The following is a 20373-nucleotide window of genomic DNA, read 5'->3' as shown; positions in this document are numbered from 1 at the left end:
GAGGCCGGGACCGAACGAGGCAGTACGGCCGCGGGTCCCATGGCCGGTCACGCAGTTCCCGGCGCGCCAGCGAGGGCGCGACACCACACGCACCGGAAAGAGCGGTCCGTCATGACCCCCTCGTCCCGCCCCCGCGATCTCCGAGCCGAGCTGGAGACGCTGACCACCGAGGCGTTCCGGCCCGAACTGGCCGAGATCGACCAGCTCCCGACGCTGGAGATCGCGAAGATCATGAACGGCGAGGACGCGACCGTGCCGGCCGCGGTGGCCGCCCGGCTCCCGCAGATCGCCGCCGCGATCGACGACATCGCCGAGCGGATGGCCCGCGGTGGCCGCCTCGTCTACGCGGGCGCGGGCACCGCGGGACGGCTCGGCATCCTGGACGCCTCCGAGTGCCCACCGACCTTCAACACGGACCCCTCGCAGGTGGTGGGCCTGATCGCGGGCGGCCCCGGCGCGATGGTCACCTCGGTCGAAGGGGCGGAGGACTCCCGGGAACTCGCGGCCGAAGATCTCGATGCGCTGGGGCTGACGGACCGTGACACGCTGGTCGGCGTCTCCGCCTCGGGCCGTACGCCGTACGCCGTCGCGGCGGTGGAACACGCCCGGGCGCACGGCGCACTCACGGTCGGCCTGTCCTGCAACGCGGACAGCCCGCTCGCGGCCGCCGCCGACCACGGCATCGAGATCGTCGTCGGACCCGAGCTGGTGACCGGCTCGACGCGTCTGAAGGCGGGCACCGCGCAGAAGCTGGTCCTCAACATGCTCTCGACGATCACGATGATCCGGCTGGGCAAGACGTACGGGAACCTGATGGTCGACGTCCGTGCCTCCAACGACAAGCTGCGGGCCCGCTCCCGCCGCATCGTGGCCCTGGCCACCGGCGCGGCGGACGAGGAGATCGAACACGCCCTGGCCGCCACCGGCGGCGAGGTCAAGAACGCGATCCTGACCATCCTGGGCGATGTGGACGGACCGTCGGCGGCCCGGCTGCTCGCGGAGAGCGGGGGGCGGCTGCGCCTGGCGCTGGACAAGGCGGGGAGCTGACCCCGGTCCGCAGCCTTCTCCAGCCGGAGAGCGGTGAGGGCCCCCGCCCGGCTCTGCGGCGCATGAGGTACCCGGTACCTCATGCGCCGCCGGCCTGCGCATTCCTGCCGAAGCAGCGTCACGACGTGGCGCCGGAGACCTCACCTGCCGGTTCCTGCGCGCCTGCTCCCGTGGCGGACGAGGACCGCTCGTCGGCCGGGCCGCGGCGCGGGATGAAGGACGCCACGGCGAAGGCGAGCAGTGCGGCACCGGCGCCGATGGCCAGGACGGTCTTGAAGCCGCTCTCCGCGGGCAGGGTGACGGGCCCGAGAGTGGTGGTCATGTGGGCGAGGATGACGCCGGCCACGGCGCTCGCGGTGGACGTACCGATGGACCGCATCAGAGTGTTGAGGCTGTTGGCCGCCCCGGTCTCGGACGCGGGCACGGCGCCCATGATGAGGGCGGGCATCGCACCGTAGGTGAAGCCGACACCGGCGCCGATGACACAGGAGACCAGCACGAAGTGCCAGACCTGGTCCATCAGCAGGATGTTGATTCCGTAGCCGGCGGCCACGATCAGCGAGCCGATCATCAGGGTGACCTTGGGTCCCTTGGCGCGTGAGACGGCGGCGGAGACCGGGGCCGTGGCCATCATCACCAGGCCGGAGGGTGCCATGACCAGGCCGGCCGTCAGCAGGGACTTGCCGAGGCCGTAGCCGGTGGCCGCGGGCAGCTGCAGAAGCTGGGGGATGACGAGGGACATGGCGAACATGCCGAAGCCGAGCGCCACCGAGGCCAGGTTGGTGACCAGCACCTGACGGCGGGCCGTGGTGCGCAGGTCAACCAGCGGCTGCTCGATGCGCAGTTCGAAGAAGCCCCACACCACCAGGATCACGACGGCCGCTGCGAACAGGCCGAGCGTGGTGCCGCCGCTCCAGCCCCAGTCGGCGCCCTTGGAGACCGCCAGCAGAAGGCAGACCAGACCGGCCGCCATGCCGAGGGCGCCCAGCACGTCGAAGCGGCCGCCGCTGCGCACCGCCGACTCCGGTACGAAGACCAGGACGAGCACGGCCGCGACCGCACCGAGCACCGCCGAGGTCCAGAACAGCACGTGCCAGTCGAAGTTCTCGGCGATCACCGCGGCGGTCGGCAGACCGAGGGCGCCACCGACCCCGAGGGAGGCGCTCATCATCGCGGTAGCCGATCCCAGCCGCTCGGCGGGCAGTTCGTCGCGCATGATGCTGATGCCGAGCGGGATGACGCCGGACGCCAGTCCCTGGAGGGCGCGTCCCACGATCACCGGCGTCAGGCCGTCGCTCAGTGCCACGGTGACCGAGCCCAGCACCAGCATGGCCAGCCCGACCAGCAGCATGCGGCGCTTGCCGTACATGTCGCCCAGCCGGCCCATCACCGGGGTGGCGACGGCGGCGGCGAGCAGGGTCGCGGTGACGGCCCAGGCCGTGTCCGCCGACGAGGCGTTCAGGAGCTTGGGCAGCTCCGGGACGATGGGAATCACCAGGGTCTGCATCAGCGAGACCACGATGCCGCCGAAGGCGAGCACCACGACCAGGAGGTTCGACCCGGGTGCTGGGGATGCTCCGGCGGGCCGGGTGGGTGCGTCGGACATGGGAGGGCGCCTCCGTCGGAGTGCAGGCGTGCTTGACTCAGGCAACCTTAATCCGATTGATTGACTTAAGCAAGCTAAAAACGGGGCCTCGGCGTTCTCCGTCCGGACGCGCGGCCACCCCGCGCCGCTCGGGACGCGGGGCGGCGCGGGTCGCTCAGTGCAGGGTCTTCAGGGCTGCGGCGTCGTAGGGCTTCAGCTCGTCGAAGCGGCCCTCGAGGACCTTCCGGGCCCACTGCGGGTCCTGGAGCAGCGCGCGACCGACGGCCACCATGTCGAACTCGTCGCGCTCGAGGCGGTCCAGGAGGTCGTCGATCCCCTTGAGAGGGGCGCCCTCGCCCTGGAAGCCCTTGAGGAAGTCGCCGTCCAGGCCCACCGAGCCGACGGTGATCACCTGCTTGCCGGTCAGCTTCTTGGTCCAGCCCGCGAGGTTGAGGTCGGAACCCTCGTACTCCGGGAGCCAGTACCGGCGGGTGGAGGCATGGAAGACGTCGACACCTGCCGCGGCCAGCGGGGTCAGGATCGCCTCCAGCTCGTCCGGGGTCTCGGCGAGCCGGGCGTCGTAGGCCTCCTGCTTCCACTGCGAGTAGCGGAAGAGGACCGGGAAGTGCGGCGAGACCGCCTCCCGCACGGCGGCCACGATCTCCGCGGCGAACTTCGTGCGGGCCACCGGGTCGCCGCCGTACGCGTCGGTGCGCCGGTTGGTGCCCGACCACAGGAACTGGTCGAGCAGATAGCCGTGGGCGCCGTGCAACTCGACGCCGTCGAAGCCGATCCGCTCCGCGGCGGCGGCACCCTCGGCGAACGCGCCGATGACATCGTCCAGGTCCTGCCGGGTCATCGCCTCGCCGGCACCCTCGGTGCCGTCGAGGCGCAGTCCGGAGGGGCCGACGGCGGGCGCGTCCGCGAACGGCGGCTGACCCTGCCTGCGCACCATGCCGATGTGCCACAGCTGCGGCACGATCGTCCCGCCGGCCGCGTGCACCGCTTCGGCCACCTTGGCCCAGCCGGCCAGCTGCCCCTCGCCGTGGAAGCGTGGGACGCGGTCGCTCTGACCGGCCGAGTCGTGGCCCACATAGGTGCCCTCGGTGACGATCAGACCGACGCCGGCGGCTGCGCGGCGCTCGTAGTACGAGACCACGTTCTCGCCGGGGACGCCGCCCGGCGAGAACTGTCGGGTCATGGGCGCCATGACGATCCGGTTCGGGACGGTCAGGCCGTTCAGCGTGACGGGACGGGACAGGATCTGGGCCGCTCGGGAGGCGGAGGCGGGGGCAGTCACGTGGGAGAGCTCCTCGGCAGGGATCGGACTGGGGGAAACCAGCTGGTATGTGCGCATGCATCGATACCTGTGCGTAGAAGACAACCCGTCCGGTCGGTATGGCATTCCGGCACGCGGGCGGCCCCGCGTGTGATCCCGGGCACGCCCGAGGGCGGCACCCCCTGTCTGAAGGGGGTGCCGCCCTCGGTCTGAAGGACGGTCGATCAACCGGGGTTGATCAGAAGTCCATGTCACCGCCCGGCATGCCGCCACCGGCGGGCGCGGCGGCCTTCTCCGGCTTGTCGGCGATGACGGCCTCGGTGGTGAGGAACAGCGCGGCGATGGAGGCGGCGTTCTGCAGGGCGGAACGGGTCACCTTCGCCGGGTCGATGATGCCTTCCTTGACCAGGTCGACGTACTCGCCGGTCGCGGCGTTCAGGCCGTGGCCCGGGGTCAGGTTGCGCACCTTCTCCACCACGACGCCGCCCTCGAGGCCGGCGTTGACGGCGATCTGCTTCAGCGGGGCCTCGAGCGCCAGCTTGACCGCGGCGGCACCCGTGGCCTCGTCGCCCTCGAGCTCCAGCTTCTCGAAGACCTGGGAGGCCTGCAGCAGGGCCACGCCACCACCGGCGACGATGCCCTCCTCGACGGCGGCCTTCGCGTTGCGGACGGCGTCCTCGATGCGGTGCTTGCGCTCCTTGAGCTCCACCTCGGTGGCGGCACCGGCCTTGATGACGGCCACGCCGCCGGCCAGCTTCGCCAGGCGCTCCTGCAGCTTCTCGCGGTCGTAGTCCGAGTCGCTGTTCTCGATCTCGGCGCGGATCTGGTTCACCCGGCCGTTGACCTGCTCCGAGGAGCCGGCGCCGTCGACGATGGTGGTCTCGTCCTTGGTGACGACGATCTTGCGGGCGCGGCCCAGGAGGTCCAGGGTCGCGTTCTCCAGCTTGAGGCCGACCTCCTCGGAGATGACCTCGCCGCCCGTGAGGATGGCGATGTCGCCGAGCATGGCCTTGCGGCGGTCACCGAAGCCCGGGGCCTTGACGGCGACGGACTTGAAGGTGCCGCGGATCTTGTTGACGACCAGGGTCGACAGGGCCTCGCCCTCGACGTCCTCGGCGATGATCAGCAGCGGCTTGCCCGACTGCATGACCTTCTCCAGCAGCGGGAGCAGGTCCTTGACCGAGGAGATCTTCTGGTTGGCGATCAGGATGTACGGGTCGTCGAGGACGGCCTCCATACGCTCCATGTCGGTGGCGAAGTACGCCGAGATGTAGCCCTTGTCGAAGCGCATGCCCTCGGTGAGCTCCAGCTCGAGACCGAAGGTCTGCGACTCCTCGACGGTGATGACGCCTTCCTTGCCGACCTTGTCCATGGCCTCGGCGATCAGCTCGCCGATCTGGGTGTCGGCGGCGGAGATGGAGGCCGTGGAGGCGATCTGCTCCTTGGTCTCGACGTCCTTCGCCTGCTCGAGCAGGGCGGCGGAGACGGCCTCGACGGCCTTCTCGATACCGCGCTTCAGGGCCATCGGGTTGGCACCGGCGGCCACGTTGCGCAGGCCCTCGCGGACCAGCGCCTGGGCGAGCACGGTCGCGGTGGTCGTACCGTCACCGGCGACGTCGTCCGTCTTCTTGGCGACTTCCTTGACCAGCTCGGCGCCGATCTTCTCGTACGGGTCCTCGAGCTCGATCTCCTTGGCGATGGAGACACCGTCGTTGGTGATCGTGGGGGCGCCCCACTTCTTCTCGAGGACGACGTTGCGGCCCTTCGGGCCGAGGGTCACCTTGACGGCGTCCGCGAGCTGGTTCATGCCGCGCTCGAGGCCACGCCGCGCCTCCTCGTCGAACGCGATGATCTTGGCCATGTGAAGTGGTCCCTCCAGGACTGGGGGTGATTACTTCGGACCGCGCCCGCGCCCGCGACGGACGGCCCCGGCCGGAGGTTCCTTGCCCCACCCGGTCCGCGGCCTCACCGACCCGGTCCTTCTTTTGTCACTCTCACCTTCAGAGTGCTAACGCCAATGATTAGCACTCGCCCCCTCCGAGTGCAAGGTGCGCCCGCGGAGCGGGCTCGTCGAGGGGTGGCGGCCGGGTGGCGGGTGGGCGCGAGGTGCGCCCGCGGAGCGGGCTCGTTGAGGGGTGGCGGCCGGGTGGCGGGTGGGCGCGAGGGGGTACTCAGGTGAACGCGGGCTGACCAGGGCGCGCCCGCGCGCCCCCGCCCCGGGCAAACCGAGGGGCTCGTACCCCGAACCGGGATACGAGCCCCTCGACACGTCGAACAGTTCAGTCGTCGGCGCGTTCTTCAGCCGGCCAGTCGGACCATGTCCGCCTGCGGCCCCTTCTGACCCTGCGAGATCTCGAACTCGACCCGCTGGCCCTCTTCCAGGGTGCGGTAGCCGTCCATCTGAATCGCGCTGTAGTGGACGAAAACATCCGCACCACCGTCGACCGCGATGAAGCCGTACCCCTTCTCCGCGTTGAACCACTTGACGGTGCCCTGAGCCATGCCTAACTCCCCTATTACTGGCCCTTGCACAGATCCACACTTCGCGGACCCGGGTCAGACCTCACCCCCCAACGGTTGGGGGCGTGCGCCGGAACGCGTCGACCGCGGCTGAATGTATCTGTCCAACTGCCGTCTGCAACAGGTCAATCGGACGAGAATTCCGGGCACGACCGGTCGGGAATGTACGGAGAATTCATCCGAATTCAGGGCAAGTCGGGCCCTGCAAAAGGAGCGAATGGCTCAAAAACCCTGCCTACTTTGGCTACTTCTTATCGGCCTACGGCAGGAACTCAGAGCACCCGGCGGGGAAACCGGGAGCGGGTTCCCCAACTGTACCGTGCTCAACCATGCAGAATTGCCCCCTCCGCTTGTCTCACGGAGAGGGCAATTCGATGAACTCTCGGTGACTTGAGTTACCGAGGGTAATGATCGGCTGGCCGAGTAACCGTCAGCCGCCCGCCACCGCCGGGATGATGGAGACGCCGGCGCCGTCCGGCGTCACCGTCTCGAGGCCCTGCTCGAAGCGGACGTCGTCGTCGTTGACATACACGTTGACGAAGCGGCGCAGCTTGCCCTGGTCGTCCAGGACGCGGGCCGCGATGCCGGTGTGGTTCTTCTCCAGGTCGGCGATGACCTCCGCCAAGTTCCCGCCCTCGGCGGGAACCTCGGCCTGGCCGCCGGTGTAGGGGCGCAGGATGGTCGGGATGCGGACGGTGACGCTCATGGGGTGTGACCTCCGGTGGGGTACGGCCGGCGGGACGGGCGCTCAGACGAGCCCGGCCGCACGGAAGGAGTCCAGGTTCGGGCGGATCGTGGCGGTGAGCCCGGTGCCGGCCACCGCGTCCAGCGTCTTGAGACCGTCGCCGGTGTTGAGGACGACCGTCGTCTTCGCCGGATCGAGGACACCGCTCTCGATGAGCTTGCGCGTGACACCGACGGTCACGCCACCGGCCGTCTCGGCGAAGATGCCCTCCGTACGGGCGAGCAGCTTGATGGCATCGACGATCTGATCGTCCGTCACGTCCTCCACCGCACCGCCCGTGCGGCGCGCGATGTCGAGGACGTACGGACCGTCGGCCGGGTTGCCGATGGCCAGCGACTTGGCGATCGTCTTCGGCTTCTGCGGCCGTACGACGTCCTGGCCCGCCTTGAAGGCGACCGACACCGGCGAGCAGCCCTCGGCCTGCGCCCCGAAGATCTTGTAGGGCGTGTCCTCCACGAGCCCCAGTTTGATCAGCTCCTGCAGCCCCTTGTCGATCTTCGTCAGCTGCGAGCCGGAGGCGATCGGGACCACGATCTGGTCGGGCAGCCGCCAGCCGAGCTGCTCGGCGATCTCGTACGCCAGGGTCTTGGACCCCTCCGCGTAATACGGACGGAGGTTGACGTTGACGAAGCCCCAGCCCTCGCCCGCCGGGTCGCCGATCAGCTCGGAGCAGAAGCGGTTCACGTCGTCGTAGTTGCCCTCGATGCCGACGAGGTCGCCGCCGTAGATCGCTGCCATGACGATCTTGCCCTGCTCCAGGTCGTGCGGGATGAAGACGCAGGAGCGGAAGCCGGCACGGGCCGCCGCGGCACCGACCGCGCCCGCGAGGTTGCCCGTGGAGGAGCAGGAGAGCGTGGTGAAGCCGAAGGCGCGCGCCGCCTCCAGCGCCTGGGCGACCACACGGTCCTTGAAGGAGTGCGTGGGGTTGCCGGAGTCGTCCTTCACATACAACCCGCCGGTGACGCCCAACTCGCGCGCCAGGTTGTCGGCCTGGACGAGCTTGGTCCAGCCCGGGTTGAGGTTCGGCTTGCCGGCGACGTCCGCCGGGACCGGCAGCAGCGGCGCGTAACGCCAGATGTTGGCGGGGCCGGCCTCGATGCGCTTACGCAGTTCCTCGGTGTCGTAGCCCGAGAAGTCGTACGCGATCTCCAGCGGGCCGAAACACTCCTCGCAGGCGAAGACCGGGCCGAGGGGCACCCGGTGGCCGCACTCACGACACGAGAGAGCCGCGGCGGGACCGAGATTCACGGAGTCGGTGGTGCTTGCAACTGTCTGCACAGCCATGTCAGGCGAGGCCCTTTCTCCTCATCTTCCTCACGACGCATCTCGCCGTGAGACGGATTTGGCACCTTCCCTAGCCGGGAGCCTCGCGAAGACGATCAGGAGCGATCTACGAGAACCGACTGGAGGGTTGCCGGGGCTTCATCGGGCCGTGTCCCTCTGCCCCTCTGGATGAGCGGTATGCGGTTGTTTCACCGTGGTGAGCGACGGCGACCCCCGACATGCGATGGTCACCGGCGTTGTTCAAGACTGTAACCGAAGGCCAGGAAAGTTGAGAGAGTCGTCCGAACCGCGAGATGGACGGATCACCACCCGCACCCCGTGCGAGTCCCACTCGGGGATCTCTTCCGATCTCTTCTGCCGACCACCGCCGTACGAATGTGAGGAGTCGCAGACTGTGCTGGAAGAAGTAGAGCGCTGGCTGAGCACCCGCTCCTGGTCCGTCGCCGATCGCCCGCTCCACCAGATCCTGGCCGCGAAACGCTCGTCCGGCTCAACGGTCAGTGTGGTGCTGCCCGCGCTGAACGAGGAGGAGACGGTCGGCGACATCGTCGCCGCCATCCGCCACGACCTCATGCAGAAGGTCCCACTCGTCGACGAGATCGTCGTCGTCGACTCGGGCTCCACCGACCGCACCTCCGAGGTCGCCGCGGCGGCCGGCGCGAAGGTGGTGCACCGCGACGCGATCCTGCCGCGGATCCCGGCCGTGCCCGGCAAGGGCGAGGTGCTGTGGCGGTCCCTGCTCGTCACCCGTGGCGACATCGTCTGCTTCATCGACGCGGACCTGAGGGAGTTCTCCTCGGAGTTCGTCTCCGGAATCGTGGGCCCGCTGCTCACCGACCCCGGCGTGGACCTGGTGAAGGCGATGTACGACCGGCCGCTCGGCGCCACGGCCGGCCAGGGCGGACGTGTCACGGAGATGATGGCCCGCCCGCTGCTCAACATGCACTGGCCCCAGCTGGCCGGATTCGTACAGCCGCTCGGCGGCGAGTACGCGGCCCGCCGTTCCCTGCTGGAACGGCTGCCGTTCCCGGTCGGGTACGGGGTGGAGCTCGGCATGCTGGTCGACGCCCTGCACCTGGTGGGCCTGGACGCCCTCGCCCAGGTCGACGTGGGAGTGCGCAAGCACCGCCACCAGGACGGACAGGCGCTCGGCCGCATGGCCGCCGCGATCTACCGCACCGCACAGCTCCGGCTGGCCCGCGGTCATCTGATCCGCCCGTCCCTCACCCAGTTCGAACGGGTGGCGGGTGGGTTCGAGCCACGGACGTACTCGGTGGACACGGAGGAGCGGCCGCCGATGGAACAGATCGCCGAGTACATGGAACGAAAGGCGGCCTGAATGGCTGCGGAACCCGTTGTATACGGCTCCGCATACGGCTGAATGGAACGTTTGAGCGTTTAGGCTCCGGGCTAGGTTTCGTGGCATGGCTTCCCCGCACACGGCTTCCGTACTTGTCGCCTCCAACCGCGGCCCGGTCTCGTACACGCTGGACGAGAGGGGGGAGCTCACCGCCAAGCGGGGCGGTGGCGGACTGGTCTCCGGACTGTCGGCGATCGGCCCGGACACGGACGCCGTCTGGATCTGCTCCGCCCTGAACGACGCCGACCGTGAGGCCGTCCGGCGCACGGGCGGTGCGCTCGATCCGGCCGACACCGGCGGGCAGCGCGTACGGATGCTCGACATCGACGCGCAGGTGCACGCCGACGCGTACAACGGCATCGCGAACTCGGTGCTGTGGTTCGTGCACCACATGCTGTACCAGACGCCGCTCGAGCCGGTCTTCGACGCGGCGTTCCGGCGCCAGTGGAAGGCCTACGAGGAGTACAACCGCGCGTTCGCCGAGGCACTCGCCCAGGAGGCGGGCCAGGGCGCGGCGGTCCTGATCCAGGACTACCACCTCACTCTGGCCCCCCTGATGCTCCGCGGTCTGCGCCCGGACCTGCGGATCGGTCACTTCTCGCACACTCCGTGGGCGCCGCCGGAGTACTTCCGGATGCTGCCCGACGACATCGCGGCGCAGGTGCTCGGCGGGATCCTGGGCGCCGACCGGGCGGCGTTCCTGACGCAGCGCTGGGCGGACGCGTTCACCGAGTGCTGCCACGCGGTCCTCGGCCCCGGCAGCGCCTCGGGCACGCGCATCGGTGTGCACGGACTGGGCGCTGACGCCGACTTCCTGCGGTGGCGGGCGCACCAGCCGGACGTGAACGAGCGGATGGCGGCGCTGCGGCAGCAGATCGGCACGACTCCCGACGGCAGGCCCCGGAAGACGATCGTGCGGGTGGACCGCACCGAGCTGTCGAAGAACATCGTGCGCGGGCTGCTGGCCTACGAGGAGTTGCTGGAATCCCGTCCCGAGTGGCGCGAACGGGTCGTCCACATCGCCTTCGCGTACCCCTCCCGCCAGGACCTGGCCGTCTACCGGGACTACACCGCGGAGGTGGAGCGGGTGGCGACGGAGATCAACTCGCGGTACGGCACCGCGGACTGGACTCCGGTCGAGCTGCATGTGAAGGACGACTTCGCGCGCTCGCTGGCCGCGTACCGGCTGGCGGACGTGGCCCTGGTGAACCCGATCCGGGACGGTATGAACCTGGTCGCCAAGGAGGTCCCGGTGGTCTCCGACGAAGGCTGCGCACTGGTGTTGTCCCGGGAGGCCGGGGCGTTCGAGGAGCTGGCCGAGGACGCGGTGCCGGTGAACCCGTACGACATCGGGGGCATGACGGCGGCCCTGCACCAGGCGCTGTCCATGGGACCGGGTGAGCGCGCGGAGCGCACGAAGCGGTTGGCCGCGCAGGCCACGGCGCTGCCCCCGGCCCGGTGGTTCCTGGAACAGCTGGCCGCACTGGAGGGTTGAGCGGTCCGCTCCGGGCCGCCGGCCGTCCACGGGCCGCTCGTGCCGACGGCCTGCCCCCTCGCCCCTATCGGGGCGGTTCGGCGAGCCGCTGTGCCAGCGCCCTCAGCAGCCGCACCACTCCTCCGGGGCCGTCGACCACCAGATCCGCGCGTTCGGCCAGTTCGGTGACCTCCTCGCTGCCGCTGCAGACAAGGAGGCCGGACACGCCGTCCGAGCGGAGCTTTTCGACGGCCGCGAAGGCGGACAGGTCGCCGAGGTCGTCGCCGACGTACATGACCGCTCCCGCACCGATCTCGCGCAGGTACTCCAGCAGGGCCACCCCCTTGTCCATGCCCGGCGGGCGCAGCTCCAGGACCATGCGGCCCGGCTCGACGATCAGCCCGTGCCGGGTGGCGAGGTCGGCGAGGGGTTCGCGCAGGGCCTCGAAAGCGGCTTGCGGATCCTCGGCGCGGCGGGTGTGCACGGCGACGGCACGCCCCTTCTCCTCGATCCACGTCCCCCTCCAGGCTCCGATCCGGTCGAGGACGCCGGGGAGTTCGGCGCGGACGGCGGCGACGCCGGGATGCGGGGCGGGGGCGTCGACGGTGCCGGTGCGGGCGTCCCAGCGTTCGGCGCCGTAGTGGCCGAGAACCACGAGGTGTTCGAGTCCGGGCACGTCCGCGAAGCCGCCGTGGCGGACGGCGACGCCGGCCGGGCGGCCGGTGACGACCGCGACGGAGGCGACCTTGGGGGCGAGGGCCGCGAGGGCCGGCACCGCGTCGGGGTGGGCGCGGGCCTGATCGGGGTCGGGGACGATCGGGGCGAGCGTCCCGTCGAAGTCGAAGGCGAGAACGGCCCGCTCGGGCCGGGCGAGGATGGCGTCGAGACCGTCGCGCCCCGCCGGGGTGGCGGGCGTCGGCAAGGAGTCCGTGTGGCTGCCCATGACACGACCCTATCCGCGCGAGGGCGGGCTCACGCATGGCTCGGGGATGCGCGGGCGGCGCGCCCCGCCGCGCGGCGCGCTCAGCGCTCGGCGCGGCGGGACTCGCGGACGCGGCGGAGCCGGTTGACGGTGACCGGGGCGTGCGCCAGGGCTCTCGGATCGTCGAGAAGGGCGTTGAGCAGCTGGTAGTACCGGACGGGGGCGAGACCGAGCTGCTCGCGTATGGCACGCTCCTTGGCCCCCGGGCCGGAGAAACCGTGTCCCTCCAGAGCGAGGATGGCCTTCTCGCGGGGGGTGAGGTCGTCCATGGAGGAACCGTAGCCGCAGGGTCCGACAGTCGGCCCATCGCGGCCCCCCACCCCTCGGCCGAAGCCGAGAGGAAGATCGAGGGGCGAGAGCGAGCCCCAGGCCGGTCGGCCCGGGGTACGGGAGCGCGGTCCCCGAGCGGACCGGTACCTTTACCGCCTGCCCCGCCGGAGGCTAGCCCGCGGAGCTGCTGTCGGCCGTCACCGCCGACCGCTGCAGCCCGCCCAGGATCGCCGCCGGGCTGCCGCCGGGGCCGACCGCCTTGCCTATCTGCTGCTTGATGTCCGCGCTGACGCCCGCCCAGGACGTCTTGCCGGCGGGATACAGCTCCGAGGTCGGCAGTTCCTCGAGAAAGGGCGACAGATCCGCGTCCTTGGGCGACGCCGCCATCGTCTCCTGCGCCGAGCTCGTGACCGGCAGCAGGTCGTACTCCCGAGAGAACGCCAGCACGTTCTTCTCGTCGTACACGTAGTCGAGGAACGCGCGGATCTGGTCCTGGTGGCCGTCCTGCCTGAACGCCGTCATCCAGTCCGCCACGCCCATCGTGGACTTCGCCCGGCCGTCGGCCCCCGGCATCGGCACCATGCCGAACCGCACGCCCTTCGCCCGCGCCGTCTTCATCAGCGAGGGATGCCCGTTCAGCATGCCGACCTCGCCGCGGGTGAAGGCGGCGAAGGCGTCGGCGCGGTTCAGCTTCCCCGGCGCGACGGGACCCGTCAGGCCCTTGTCCACCAGCTCGTCCTTGAGCCAGTCGAAGGTGGCCACGTTCTGGGCGGAGTCGAGGTCGTAGAAACCGAAGCCGTCCAGGTATCCGTCGCCGCCGCTGAGCAGCCACTGCATCGTCTCCGCCTGCGCCTCCTCCGGGCCCAGCGGCAGCGCGTACGGGAACTTCACCCTCTTGGCCTTCAGCGCCCGCGCGTCCGCCGCCAGTTCGCTCCAGCTCGTGGGAGGAGTGATCCCCGCCTCGGAGAACAGCGTCTTGTTGTAGAAGAGGAGCCGTGTCGACGCCGCGAACGGCATGCCGTACTGAACGCGGTTCACCTTCCCGGCGTCGCTCAGCTCGGAGGCGAAGTCGGCCTGGACGGGGATCGAGAGCACCTCGTCGGCCCGGTACAGCTTCCCCGCCGCCCCGTAGTCCGCGTACGCCCCGATCTGCGCCATGTCCGGCGCGTGGCCCGCGGCGACCATCTCCTTGACCTTGCGGTCCACCTCGTTCCAGGAGTAGAGGCCGACCTCGACCTTGATCCCCGGGTGCTCCGCCTCGAAGTCGTGGACCAGCTTGTCCCAGTACTTCTTGGAGCTGTTCGCCGGTGAGTCCCCGTAGTCCGCGGCCACCAGCCGCAGCGTCACGTCATCGGAGCCGGCCGGGCCTCCGCAGGCCGCCAGAGTCCCTGTCGCTCCCAGAGCGGACACCGCCGCGATCAGACCCTGCTGCCATGTCGTCCTACGCGTCCTGCGCCGCTGCACTTTTCTAGACCAACCCTGTTGTCTTGCTATTTGGACTATCGACATCAGGTCTACACCACGTGAGTGGACTAGACCTCTTACGGGTGCAGGCGCCACACTGTTTCCGTGAGACATGTCATCGCCCTCGACGTGGGCGGCACCGGGATGAAGGCCGCCCTGGTCGGGGCCGGCGGCGAGCTGCTGCACCAGGCGCGCAGGGCCACCGGCCGCGAGCGCGGGCCCGAAGCGGTGGTGGAGTCGATCCTCGGCTTCGCCGCCGAGCTGCGCTCACACGGCGAACGGCACCTCGGCGAGCCGGCCGCCGCCGCGGGCGTGGCCGTCCCCGGCATCGTCGACGCCGACCGCGGCATCGCCGCCTACTCGGCCAACCTCGGCTGGCGCGATGTACCCCTGCGTGACCTGCTCAGCCACCGCCTGGCCGGGGCGCCCGTCGCGCTCGGGCACGACGTGCGCACCGGAGGGCTCGCCGAGGGCCGGATCGGCGCGGGCAGGGGAGCGGACCGCTTTCTGTTCGTGCCCCTCGGCACCGGCATCGCGGGCGCCATCGGGATCGGCGGCCGGGTGGAGGCCGGCGCCCACGGCTTCGCGGGCGAGATCGGCCATGTCGTCGTACGGCCCGGCGGGACCCCGTGTCCGTGCGGCCAGCACGGCTGCCTGGAGCGCTACGCGTCCGCCGCGGCGGTGAGCGCGGCATGGGCCGAGGCCTCCGGGGACCCGGAGGCGGACGCCTCGGACTGCGCGAAGGCCGTGGCGTCCGGTGAGCCGAACGCCGTCCGGGTCTGGCAGGAGGCGGTGGACGCACTCGCCGACGGCCTGGTCACCGCCCTCACCCTGCTGGACCCGCGCACGCTCATCATCGGTGGCGGGCTCGCCGAGGCAGGGGAAACGTTGTTCACACCGCTGCGGGACGCCGTCCGGCGGCGGCTCACCTTCCAGAGAGCGCCGTCGATCGTCCCCGCGGCCCTGGGAGACACCGCTGGATGCCTGGGCGCGGGACTCCTCGCCTGGGATCTCCTCGAATCCACCGACCGTTCGGAGGTAACCACCTGATGGCCGCTAGCAAGGTTCTCGCCGGTGCCCGGGTGGTGCTGCCCGCCGGGATCGTCGACGACGGCCGCGTCGTCGTCGAGGGCACACGGATCGTCGACGCCGGTGCTCCAGGGCCGGAGGCCGCCGGAAGTGCGCAGGTGACCGATGTACGGGGCCACTGGCTGGTACCCGGATTCGTCGACATCCACAACCACGGCGGCGGCGGTGCGTCCTTCTCGGGCACGGCGGAGGACGCCCTGGCGGCCATCCGCACCCACCGGTCGCACGGCACCACGACCCTCGTCGCCTCGACCGTCACGAACGACATGGGCTTCCTGACCAAGCAGGCCGGGTTGCTGTCGGAACTGGCCGAGCAGGGCGACATCGCCGGCATCCACTTCGAGGGACCGTTCATCTCCCCGTGCCGCAAGGGCGCGCACTCCGAGGAACTGCTGCGCGACCCCGATCCGGCGGAGGTCCGCAAGCTGATCGACGCGTCCCGCGGCCACGCGAAAATGGTCACCCTCGCCACCGAACTGCCCGGCGGCATCCAGTCGGTGCGGCTGCTGGCCGAGCACGGCGTGATCGCCGCGATCGGGCACACGGACGCGACGTACGAGCAGACAGTGCAGGCCATCGACGCGGGTGCCACGGTCGCCACCCACCTCTTCAACGCGATGCCGCCACTCGGCCACCGCACCCCGGGCCCCATCGCGGCGCTCCTGGAGGACGAGCGGATCACGGTCGAACTGATCGACGACGGCACGCATCTGCACCCGGCCTCGCTCCAGCTGGCGTTCCATCACGCGGGCGCGGGGCGGGTCGCGTTCATCACGGACGCGATGGACGCGGCCGGTGGCGGCGACGGGCGGTACATGCTCGGCCCGCTCGAGGTGGAGGTGGCCGACGGCGTGGCGCGCCTGGTGGAGGGCGGCTCGATCGCGGGCTCGACGCTCACCCTGGACCGCGCGTTCCGGCGGGCGGTCACCGTCGACCGGCTGCCGGTGCAGGACGTCGTCGCGGCCATTTCGGTCAACCCGGCGAAGCTGCTGGGCGTTTACGACCGCGTGGGCTCCCTGGAGCCCGGCAAGGACGCCGACCTGGTGCTGCTGGACGCGGACTTCGCCCTCAAGGGCGTGATGCGCCGCGGCGAGTGGGTGGTCGATCCCCAACTGGGGTGATTCATCCGCTTGTTGACGCAAGGCGGTCGGTCCGGGGGACTGGGCCGACCGCCGCTGATTTGGCATGATCGAGCCTCCGCACACGCCGACGGCACGCGCCATCCGGAACTCCGCGACCGCGCAGCGCACCGTCACCTTCGAGGGAGGTCCCCAGGTGATCCTGACGGTCACGCTGAACACCGCTCTCGACATCACCTATCGCGTGCACGCGCTGAGGCCGCGCGGCTCGCACCGGGTGACCGAGGTCGCCGAACGCCCCGGCGGCAAGGGGCTGAACGTGGCCCGGGTGCTCGCCGCACTCGGCCACGAGGTGACCGCCACGGGCTTCGCGGGCGGCGCGACGGGCCGTTCCGTCCGCGACGGGCTCGGCCACACGCCGGGCGTGGTGGACGCGCTCGTCCCGGTCGAAGGCGCGACCCGGCGCACGATCGCGGTCGTCGATCGGACGACCGGCGACACCACCCAGTTCAACGAGCCGGGACCGGTGATAACCCCCGCCGAGTGGGCCGCGTTCCTGAAGACGTACGGGGATCTGGTGCCCTCGGCCACGGCGGTGGCCCTGTGCGGCAGCCTGCCGCCGGGCGTGCCGGTGGGTGCGTACGCCCAGCTGGTGCGCACCGCACGAGCGGCGGGCGTGCCCGTGCTGCTGGACACGAGCGGTGAACCGTTGCGCCGCGGCGTCGCCGCGCGCCCGGACATGGTCAAGCCGAACGCCGAGGAACTGGCCGAACTCACGGGCTCCCACGAGCCGTCGCAGGCCACCCGGGACGCCCGTCGGCGCGGGGCCCACACGGTGGTCGCCTCGCTGGGCGCGGAGGGTCTGTTCGCCGTGAACGCGGAGGGCCGCTGGCGTGCCGCCCCGCCGCGCCGGTTCCAGGGCAACCCGACGGGTGCCGGCGACTCGGCGGTCGCGGGCCTGCTGTCGGGTCTGGTGGAACGCCTGTCGTGGCCCGCCCGCCTGGCCCGGGCGGTGGCCCTGTCCGCGGCGACCGTACTGGCGCCGACGGCGGGCGAGTTCGACCGGCGGGCCTATGAGGAGTTGCTGGAGCAGATCGCGGTCACCCGGGAGGCGACGGCGGCCTGACAGCCCCGGCGCACAGGCCCCTCACGGCGTCTAGCCGTTGAGGCCCGTGAGGTAGAACTGGTCCAGGTAGACGTTGCACTGGTTCCCGTTGGCGCAGCCCAGCTCGATGGTGTTCGTGCCCTTGTTCAGGTTGACCTGGCCCCAGGTGGTCTGCCAGCCCTTCTCCCAGTCGCCCGCGGGCTGCCCGCTGAAGTTCTTCATGTTCAGCGGCTGGGTGTTGGGCGTGCCGTTGACCGTGAGCGTCCCGTTGGCGTCCACACCGGGGATGTCGTACCGGACGTACAGCCGGTAGCCGCCCTTCTCAGGCGCGTCGACACTCCAGGTGACCTTGGCCCCGACCTGGTTGAAGCCGGTCACGTAGATGCCGCCGTCGGACTTGGCGCCCTTCACGTCGGAGGCGAGTGCCGTACCGCCTTCCAGCCGCAGCGCCTTCGCGTCGACCCTCGGCAGTTCACCGGCGGTCGCGGAGGCGGACGCCGACGCGCTCGAGGAGGCGCTGTGCGAGGCCGCCGGGCTGTTCGACGGGCCGCCCGCCGCGTTCTTGTCGTCGTCCGAGTTGCCGCCGATCATGGCGACCGAGATGCCGATCACCACCGCGGCGACCACCGCGATCGCACCGATCAGCAGGCCCTTGGTGTTCGGGCCCCGGCCCCGTCCGCCGCCTCCCCCGCCGACCGGGGTCTGACGGGTCGTGGGCGCGGCCCCCGGCACGGTCTCGGGCGCGGCGTAGTGCGCGTTCGGCTGGCCGTAGGCGGTCTGGCCGTACGTCTGCTGCTGCTGCGGGACCTGGCCGTAGGCAGCCGTCGCGGGCTGCGGCTGGCCGTACTGGCGCTGCCCGACCGCACGCACTCTGTTGACAGAGCCCGGGTAGCCGTAACCCCCTGTGGGCGGCTGTGCGCCGTTGGCCTGACCGTCGGCGTAGAGATAGCCGAACGGATCCTCGTCCTCGGGCGTGCTCGCGCCGTTGTTGCCGGCCGTCATCCCTAGGTCTCCTCAGCAGGTGCGGGTCCAGATGCATACGGGGCTGAATGGCGAGCCTACCCGTTCCGCGGACCCCAGACGGATGTTCTTCCCGTCACCCATACGCCGACCTGCGGCCTAACCGGCGCGCCGATGCTGTTTGGGACGAGATCGTTTCTCTACGTACATGCGTTCGTCAGCGGATTTCAACACTTCGTCCGCCGTCATTCCACAGTGCGCCCAGCCGATGCCGAAACTCGCGCCCACCCGCATGGCGCGGCCGTCGACCCGGATCGGCTGGATGATCTCGTTGCGCAGGCGCACCGCGAGGTCCTGGGCGTCGGCCTTGCCGAGCCCGTTGGCGAGGACGACGAACTCGTCGCCACCGAGCCGGGCGACCGTATCCCCGTCGCGCACGCCGCGGCTGAGCCGCCGGGCGACCTCGATGAGGACGGCGTCGCCCGCGTTGTGCCCGAACCGGTCGTTGATCGACTTGAAGCCGTCGAGGTCGCAGAAGAGTACCGCGAGCCCCTTGGTGCCGTCGTCGGTGTCACCGTCCGGGGCGACGGTGTGCACATGGTGGTCGAAGGCGTCGTACGGGCCCGGGGCGGCATGGAAGTCGAAGGTGTGCCCGGGGCCGTCGAACGCCGGGTGGCCCACCCCGTGATCCCCGTACGCGGCGTCCAGGGAGTCCGCCGCGCCCGGCGGCAGGGACTGCGGGCGCTGGCAAAGACGGGCGGACAGCCGGGAGCGCAGCTCGGCGGAGTTGGGCAGGCCGGTGAGCGAGTCGTGCGAGGCCCGGTGGGCGAGCTGCAGCTCGCGGCGCTTGCGCTCCTCTATGTCCTCGACGTGGGTGAGCAGGAAGCGGGGCCCGTCGGCGGCGTCCGCGACGACGGAGTTGCGCAGGGAGACCCAGACATAGGTGCCGTCCCGGCGCCCGAGCCGCAGCTCGGCCCGCCCGCCCTCGGCGGAGGTCCGCAGCAGCGTGCCTATGTCCTCGGGGTGCACGAGGTCGGAGAAGGAGTAGCGGCGCATGGCGGAGGCGGGCCGGCCCAGCAGACGGCACAGCGCGTCGTTGGTCCGCAGGATGCGCCCGTGCTGCTCGCCGCCCATCTCGGCGATGGCCATGCCGGAGGGGGCGTACTCGAAGGCCTGCCGGAAGGACTCCTCACTGGCGCGCAGAGCCTGCTGCTCCCGCTCCAGGCGGACCAGGGCCCGCTGCATGTTGGCGCGCAGCCGCGCGTTGCTGATCGCGATGGCGGCCTGGAAGGCGTACATCTGCAGCGCCTCCCGGCCCCAGGCCCCGGGGCGCCGCCCGTTGCGCGGCCGGTCGACGGATATGACCCCGATGAGCTCACCGCAGGAGCCCTGCACGCCCGGCGTGTACATGGGTGCGAAGAGGCGGTCGGAGGGGTGCCACTCGTCCTCGAAGCGGGGCTCGGGACCCTCGGTGTGCCACTGCGGCACATCGTCCTCGTCGAGGATCCAGCCCTCGGCGTGGGATATGAACCTGAGGTCGCCCCAGGCCTCGCCCATGCCCAGCCGGCGCTCCCAGGCAGCGCGGGAGCCGACCCGTCCGGTGATCAGCGACTCCGCGGCGGAGTTCCCGGCGAATGCCGCGACGACGAGGTCGCCGTCCGGGCGTACGAGGTTGACGGCCGCCAGCTCGTAGCCGAGACCGGTCACGATGCCGTCGGCGACGGTCTGCAGTGTGTCGGCCAGGCTGCGGGCGGTGTTCATGTCCGCCATGACCTGATGCAGCTGCCGCAGGGTCGCAAGGCGGACATACGGCTCCGACTCGGTCTCCATTCGCCCTCCCCTCGAGGTCTCGCAGCAACTCCAGGGACGCGTCGGCGTACTACGGTTCTCCCGGTTTTCCTAGGTGCGCTACCCGGCGTACTCCGCGCGTAGCGTCGTGCAGCGTCCCCGCCACTGAATCACAGCGCGCTCCCCACTAGGTACACAGGGTCAACAAATAACGGCCCCTGTGACTCAAGTCACAGTGAAAGATGAACAATTGAGTGGTGATTCCGCGTTTTCTCTGTGCGTTTTCAGAACACAATTGGGCGCCTGTGTAGATCTTGTGATCATGCGCGCCAACCGAGTGCG

General features: G+C 70.6%; 17 protein-coding genes and 1 riboswitch. Of the genes, 6 read left to right on the top strand and 11 right to left on the bottom strand.

Annotation, left to right across the window (positions count from 1 at the left end; genetic code table 11):
• The first annotated feature begins 111 nt into the window (after window positions 1–111).
• Window positions 112–1047, top strand: coding sequence for an N-acetylmuramic acid 6-phosphate etherase (gene murQ / locus ABZ904_RS14725; protein ID WP_359399839.1), 936 nt, complete (start codon window positions 112–114; stop codon window positions 1045–1047).
• Window positions 1048–1165: 118 nt separating this feature from the next.
• On the opposite strand, the gene ABZ904_RS14720 is transcribed toward murQ, so the two are convergent.
• The 6 genes from ABZ904_RS14720 to thrC all read right to left on the bottom strand — a co-directional run bounded on the left by ABZ904_RS14720 (window position 1166) and on the right by thrC (window position 8460).
• Window positions 1166–2653, bottom strand: coding sequence for an MFS transporter (locus ABZ904_RS14720; protein ID WP_359399842.1), 1488 nt, complete (start codon window positions 2651–2653; stop codon window positions 1166–1168).
• Between the two features lie 154 nt (window positions 2654–2807).
• Complete coding sequence (locus tag ABZ904_RS14715) at window positions 2808–3932, bottom strand: NADH:flavin oxidoreductase (RefSeq protein WP_360993243.1); 1125 nt, start codon at window positions 3930–3932, stop codon at window positions 2808–2810.
• A 217-nt stretch (window positions 3933–4149) separates the two neighbouring features.
• Window positions 4150–5772, bottom strand: a complete 1623-nt coding sequence (gene groL / locus ABZ904_RS14710) for a chaperonin GroEL (protein WP_359399848.1) — start codon at window positions 5770–5772, stop codon at window positions 4150–4152.
• Between the two features lie 437 nt (window positions 5773–6209).
• The gene (locus ABZ904_RS14705) at window positions 6210–6413 is read right to left on the bottom strand and encodes a cold-shock protein (RefSeq protein WP_009339379.1); all 204 of its coding nucleotides are present in this window, start codon (window positions 6411–6413) and stop codon (window positions 6210–6212) included.
• Window positions 6414–6861: 448 nt separating this feature from the next.
• Window positions 6862–7137, bottom strand: a complete 276-nt coding sequence (locus tag ABZ904_RS14700; RefSeq protein ID WP_359399853.1) for a MoaD/ThiS family protein — start codon at window positions 7135–7137, stop codon at window positions 6862–6864.
• A 42-nt stretch (window positions 7138–7179) separates the two neighbouring features.
• Entirely contained in the window at window positions 7180–8460 is a 1281-nt protein-coding gene (gene thrC, locus ABZ904_RS14695) for a threonine synthase (RefSeq protein ID WP_359399856.1), read from the bottom strand.
• Window positions 8461–8478: 18 nt separating this feature from the next.
• Window positions 8479–8635, bottom strand: a riboswitch (SAM riboswitch).
• 219 nt (window positions 8636–8854) lie between these two features.
• On the opposite strand from thrC, the gene ABZ904_RS14690 reads away from it, so the two are divergent.
• Together ABZ904_RS14690 and ABZ904_RS14685 are read left to right on the top strand one after the other, a co-directional pair.
• The gene (locus tag ABZ904_RS14690; RefSeq protein ID WP_359399859.1) at window positions 8855–9799 is read left to right on the top strand and encodes a glucosyl-3-phosphoglycerate synthase; all 945 of its coding nucleotides are present in this window, start codon (window positions 8855–8857) and stop codon (window positions 9797–9799) included.
• Window positions 9800–9884: 85 nt separating this feature from the next.
• Window positions 9885–11315 carry a trehalose-6-phosphate synthase gene (locus ABZ904_RS14685; protein WP_360993237.1) on the top strand — a complete coding sequence of 477 codons (1431 nt, stop codon included), beginning with the start codon at window positions 9885–9887 and terminating at the stop codon, window positions 11313–11315.
• A gap of 64 nt (window positions 11316–11379) precedes the next feature.
• Here the strand turns inward: ABZ904_RS14685 and otsB are convergent, their stop codons facing one another.
• The 3 genes from otsB to ABZ904_RS14670 form a co-directional block, all read right to left on the bottom strand.
• Entirely contained in the window at window positions 11380–12237 is an 858-nt protein-coding gene (gene otsB / locus ABZ904_RS14680) for a trehalose-phosphatase (protein ID WP_359399865.1), read from the bottom strand.
• An 80-nt stretch (window positions 12238–12317) separates the two neighbouring features.
• A complete protein-coding gene (locus ABZ904_RS14675; RefSeq protein WP_359399868.1) occupies window positions 12318–12545 on the bottom strand; it encodes a DUF3263 domain-containing protein in 228 nt (75 codons plus the stop codon).
• 172 nt (window positions 12546–12717) lie between these two features.
• The gene (locus ABZ904_RS14670; protein WP_359399946.1) at window positions 12718–13968 is read right to left on the bottom strand and encodes an extracellular solute-binding protein; all 1251 of its coding nucleotides are present in this window, start codon (window positions 13966–13968) and stop codon (window positions 12718–12720) included.
• Window positions 13969–14115: 147 nt separating this feature from the next.
• Here ABZ904_RS14670 and ABZ904_RS14665 point away from each other — a divergent pair, with 147 nt between their 5' ends.
• The 3 genes from ABZ904_RS14665 to ABZ904_RS14655 all read left to right on the top strand — a co-directional run bounded on the left by ABZ904_RS14665 (window position 14116) and on the right by ABZ904_RS14655 (window position 17304).
• The gene (locus tag ABZ904_RS14665) at window positions 14116–15060 is read left to right on the top strand and encodes an ROK family protein (RefSeq protein ID WP_359399871.1); all 945 of its coding nucleotides are present in this window, start codon (window positions 14116–14118) and stop codon (window positions 15058–15060) included.
• Window positions 15060–16220, top strand: a complete 1161-nt coding sequence (nagA, locus tag ABZ904_RS14660) for an N-acetylglucosamine-6-phosphate deacetylase (RefSeq protein ID WP_360993231.1) — start codon at window positions 15060–15062, stop codon at window positions 16218–16220. The genes ABZ904_RS14665 and nagA overlap by 1 nt, the downstream gene beginning before the upstream one ends.
• Window positions 16221–16374: 154 nt before the next feature.
• Window positions 16375–17304 carry a 1-phosphofructokinase family hexose kinase gene (locus tag ABZ904_RS14655; RefSeq protein WP_360993481.1) on the top strand — a complete coding sequence of 310 codons (930 nt, stop codon included), beginning with the start codon at window positions 16375–16377 and terminating at the stop codon, window positions 17302–17304.
• A 30-nt stretch (window positions 17305–17334) separates the two neighbouring features.
• Here ABZ904_RS14655 and ABZ904_RS14650 read toward each other — a convergent pair whose 3' ends face one another.
• Together ABZ904_RS14650 and cdgB are read right to left on the bottom strand one after the other, a co-directional pair.
• On the bottom strand, window positions 17335–18285 hold the full coding sequence (locus ABZ904_RS14650) for a CBM35 domain-containing protein (protein WP_360993228.1): 951 nt from the start codon (window positions 18283–18285) through the stop codon (window positions 17335–17337).
• A 117-nt stretch (window positions 18286–18402) separates the two neighbouring features.
• Entirely contained in the window at window positions 18403–20073 is a 1671-nt protein-coding gene (gene cdgB, locus ABZ904_RS14645; protein WP_359399880.1) for a diguanylate cyclase CdgB, read from the bottom strand.
• Window positions 20074–20373: the final 300 nt, after the last annotated feature.

The sequence above is a fragment of the Streptomyces sp. NPDC046900 genome (assembly GCF_040644975.1).
Lineage (GTDB): Bacteria > Actinomycetota > Actinomycetes > Streptomycetales > Streptomycetaceae > Streptomyces.
The sequence above is the reverse complement of the archived record's forward strand: the minus strand, read 5'-3'. Positions and strand labels throughout refer to the sequence as shown.

Excerpts from the sequence above, each read along its gene's own strand:
- ABZ904_RS14705 (WP_009339379.1), bottom strand. The coding sequence starts at position 6,413 with ATGGCTCAGGGCACCGTCAAGTGGTTCAACGCGGAGAAGGGGTACGGC.
- ABZ904_RS14675 (WP_359399868.1), bottom strand. The coding sequence starts at position 12,545 with ATGGACGACCTCACCCCCCGCGAGAAGGCCATCCTCGCTCTGGAGGGA.
- thrC (WP_359399856.1), bottom strand. The coding sequence starts at position 8,460 with ATGGCTGTGCAGACAGTTGCAAGCACCACCGACTCCGTGAATCTCGGT.
- ABZ904_RS14685 (WP_360993237.1), top strand. The coding sequence starts at position 9,885 with ATGGCTTCCCCGCACACGGCTTCCGTACTTGTCGCCTCCAACCGCGGC.
- ABZ904_RS14650 (WP_360993228.1), bottom strand. The coding sequence starts at position 18,285 with ATGACGGCCGGCAACAACGGCGCGAGCACGCCCGAGGACGAGGATCCG.
- ABZ904_RS14700 (WP_359399853.1), bottom strand. The coding sequence starts at position 7,137 with ATGAGCGTCACCGTCCGCATCCCGACCATCCTGCGCCCCTACACCGGC.
- ABZ904_RS14720 (WP_359399842.1), bottom strand. The coding sequence starts at position 2,653 with ATGTCCGACGCACCCACCCGGCCCGCCGGAGCATCCCCAGCACCCGGG.
- murQ (WP_359399839.1), top strand. The coding sequence starts at position 112 with ATGACCCCCTCGTCCCGCCCCCGCGATCTCCGAGCCGAGCTGGAGACG.
- otsB (WP_359399865.1), bottom strand. The coding sequence starts at position 12,237 with ATGGGCAGCCACACGGACTCCTTGCCGACGCCCGCCACCCCGGCGGGG.
- groL (WP_359399848.1), bottom strand. The coding sequence starts at position 5,772 with ATGGCCAAGATCATCGCGTTCGACGAGGAGGCGCGGCGTGGCCTCGAG.
- nagA (WP_360993231.1), top strand. The coding sequence starts at position 15,060 with ATGGCCGCTAGCAAGGTTCTCGCCGGTGCCCGGGTGGTGCTGCCCGCC.
- cdgB (WP_359399880.1), bottom strand. The coding sequence starts at position 20,073 with ATGGAGACCGAGTCGGAGCCGTATGTCCGCCTTGCGACCCTGCGGCAG.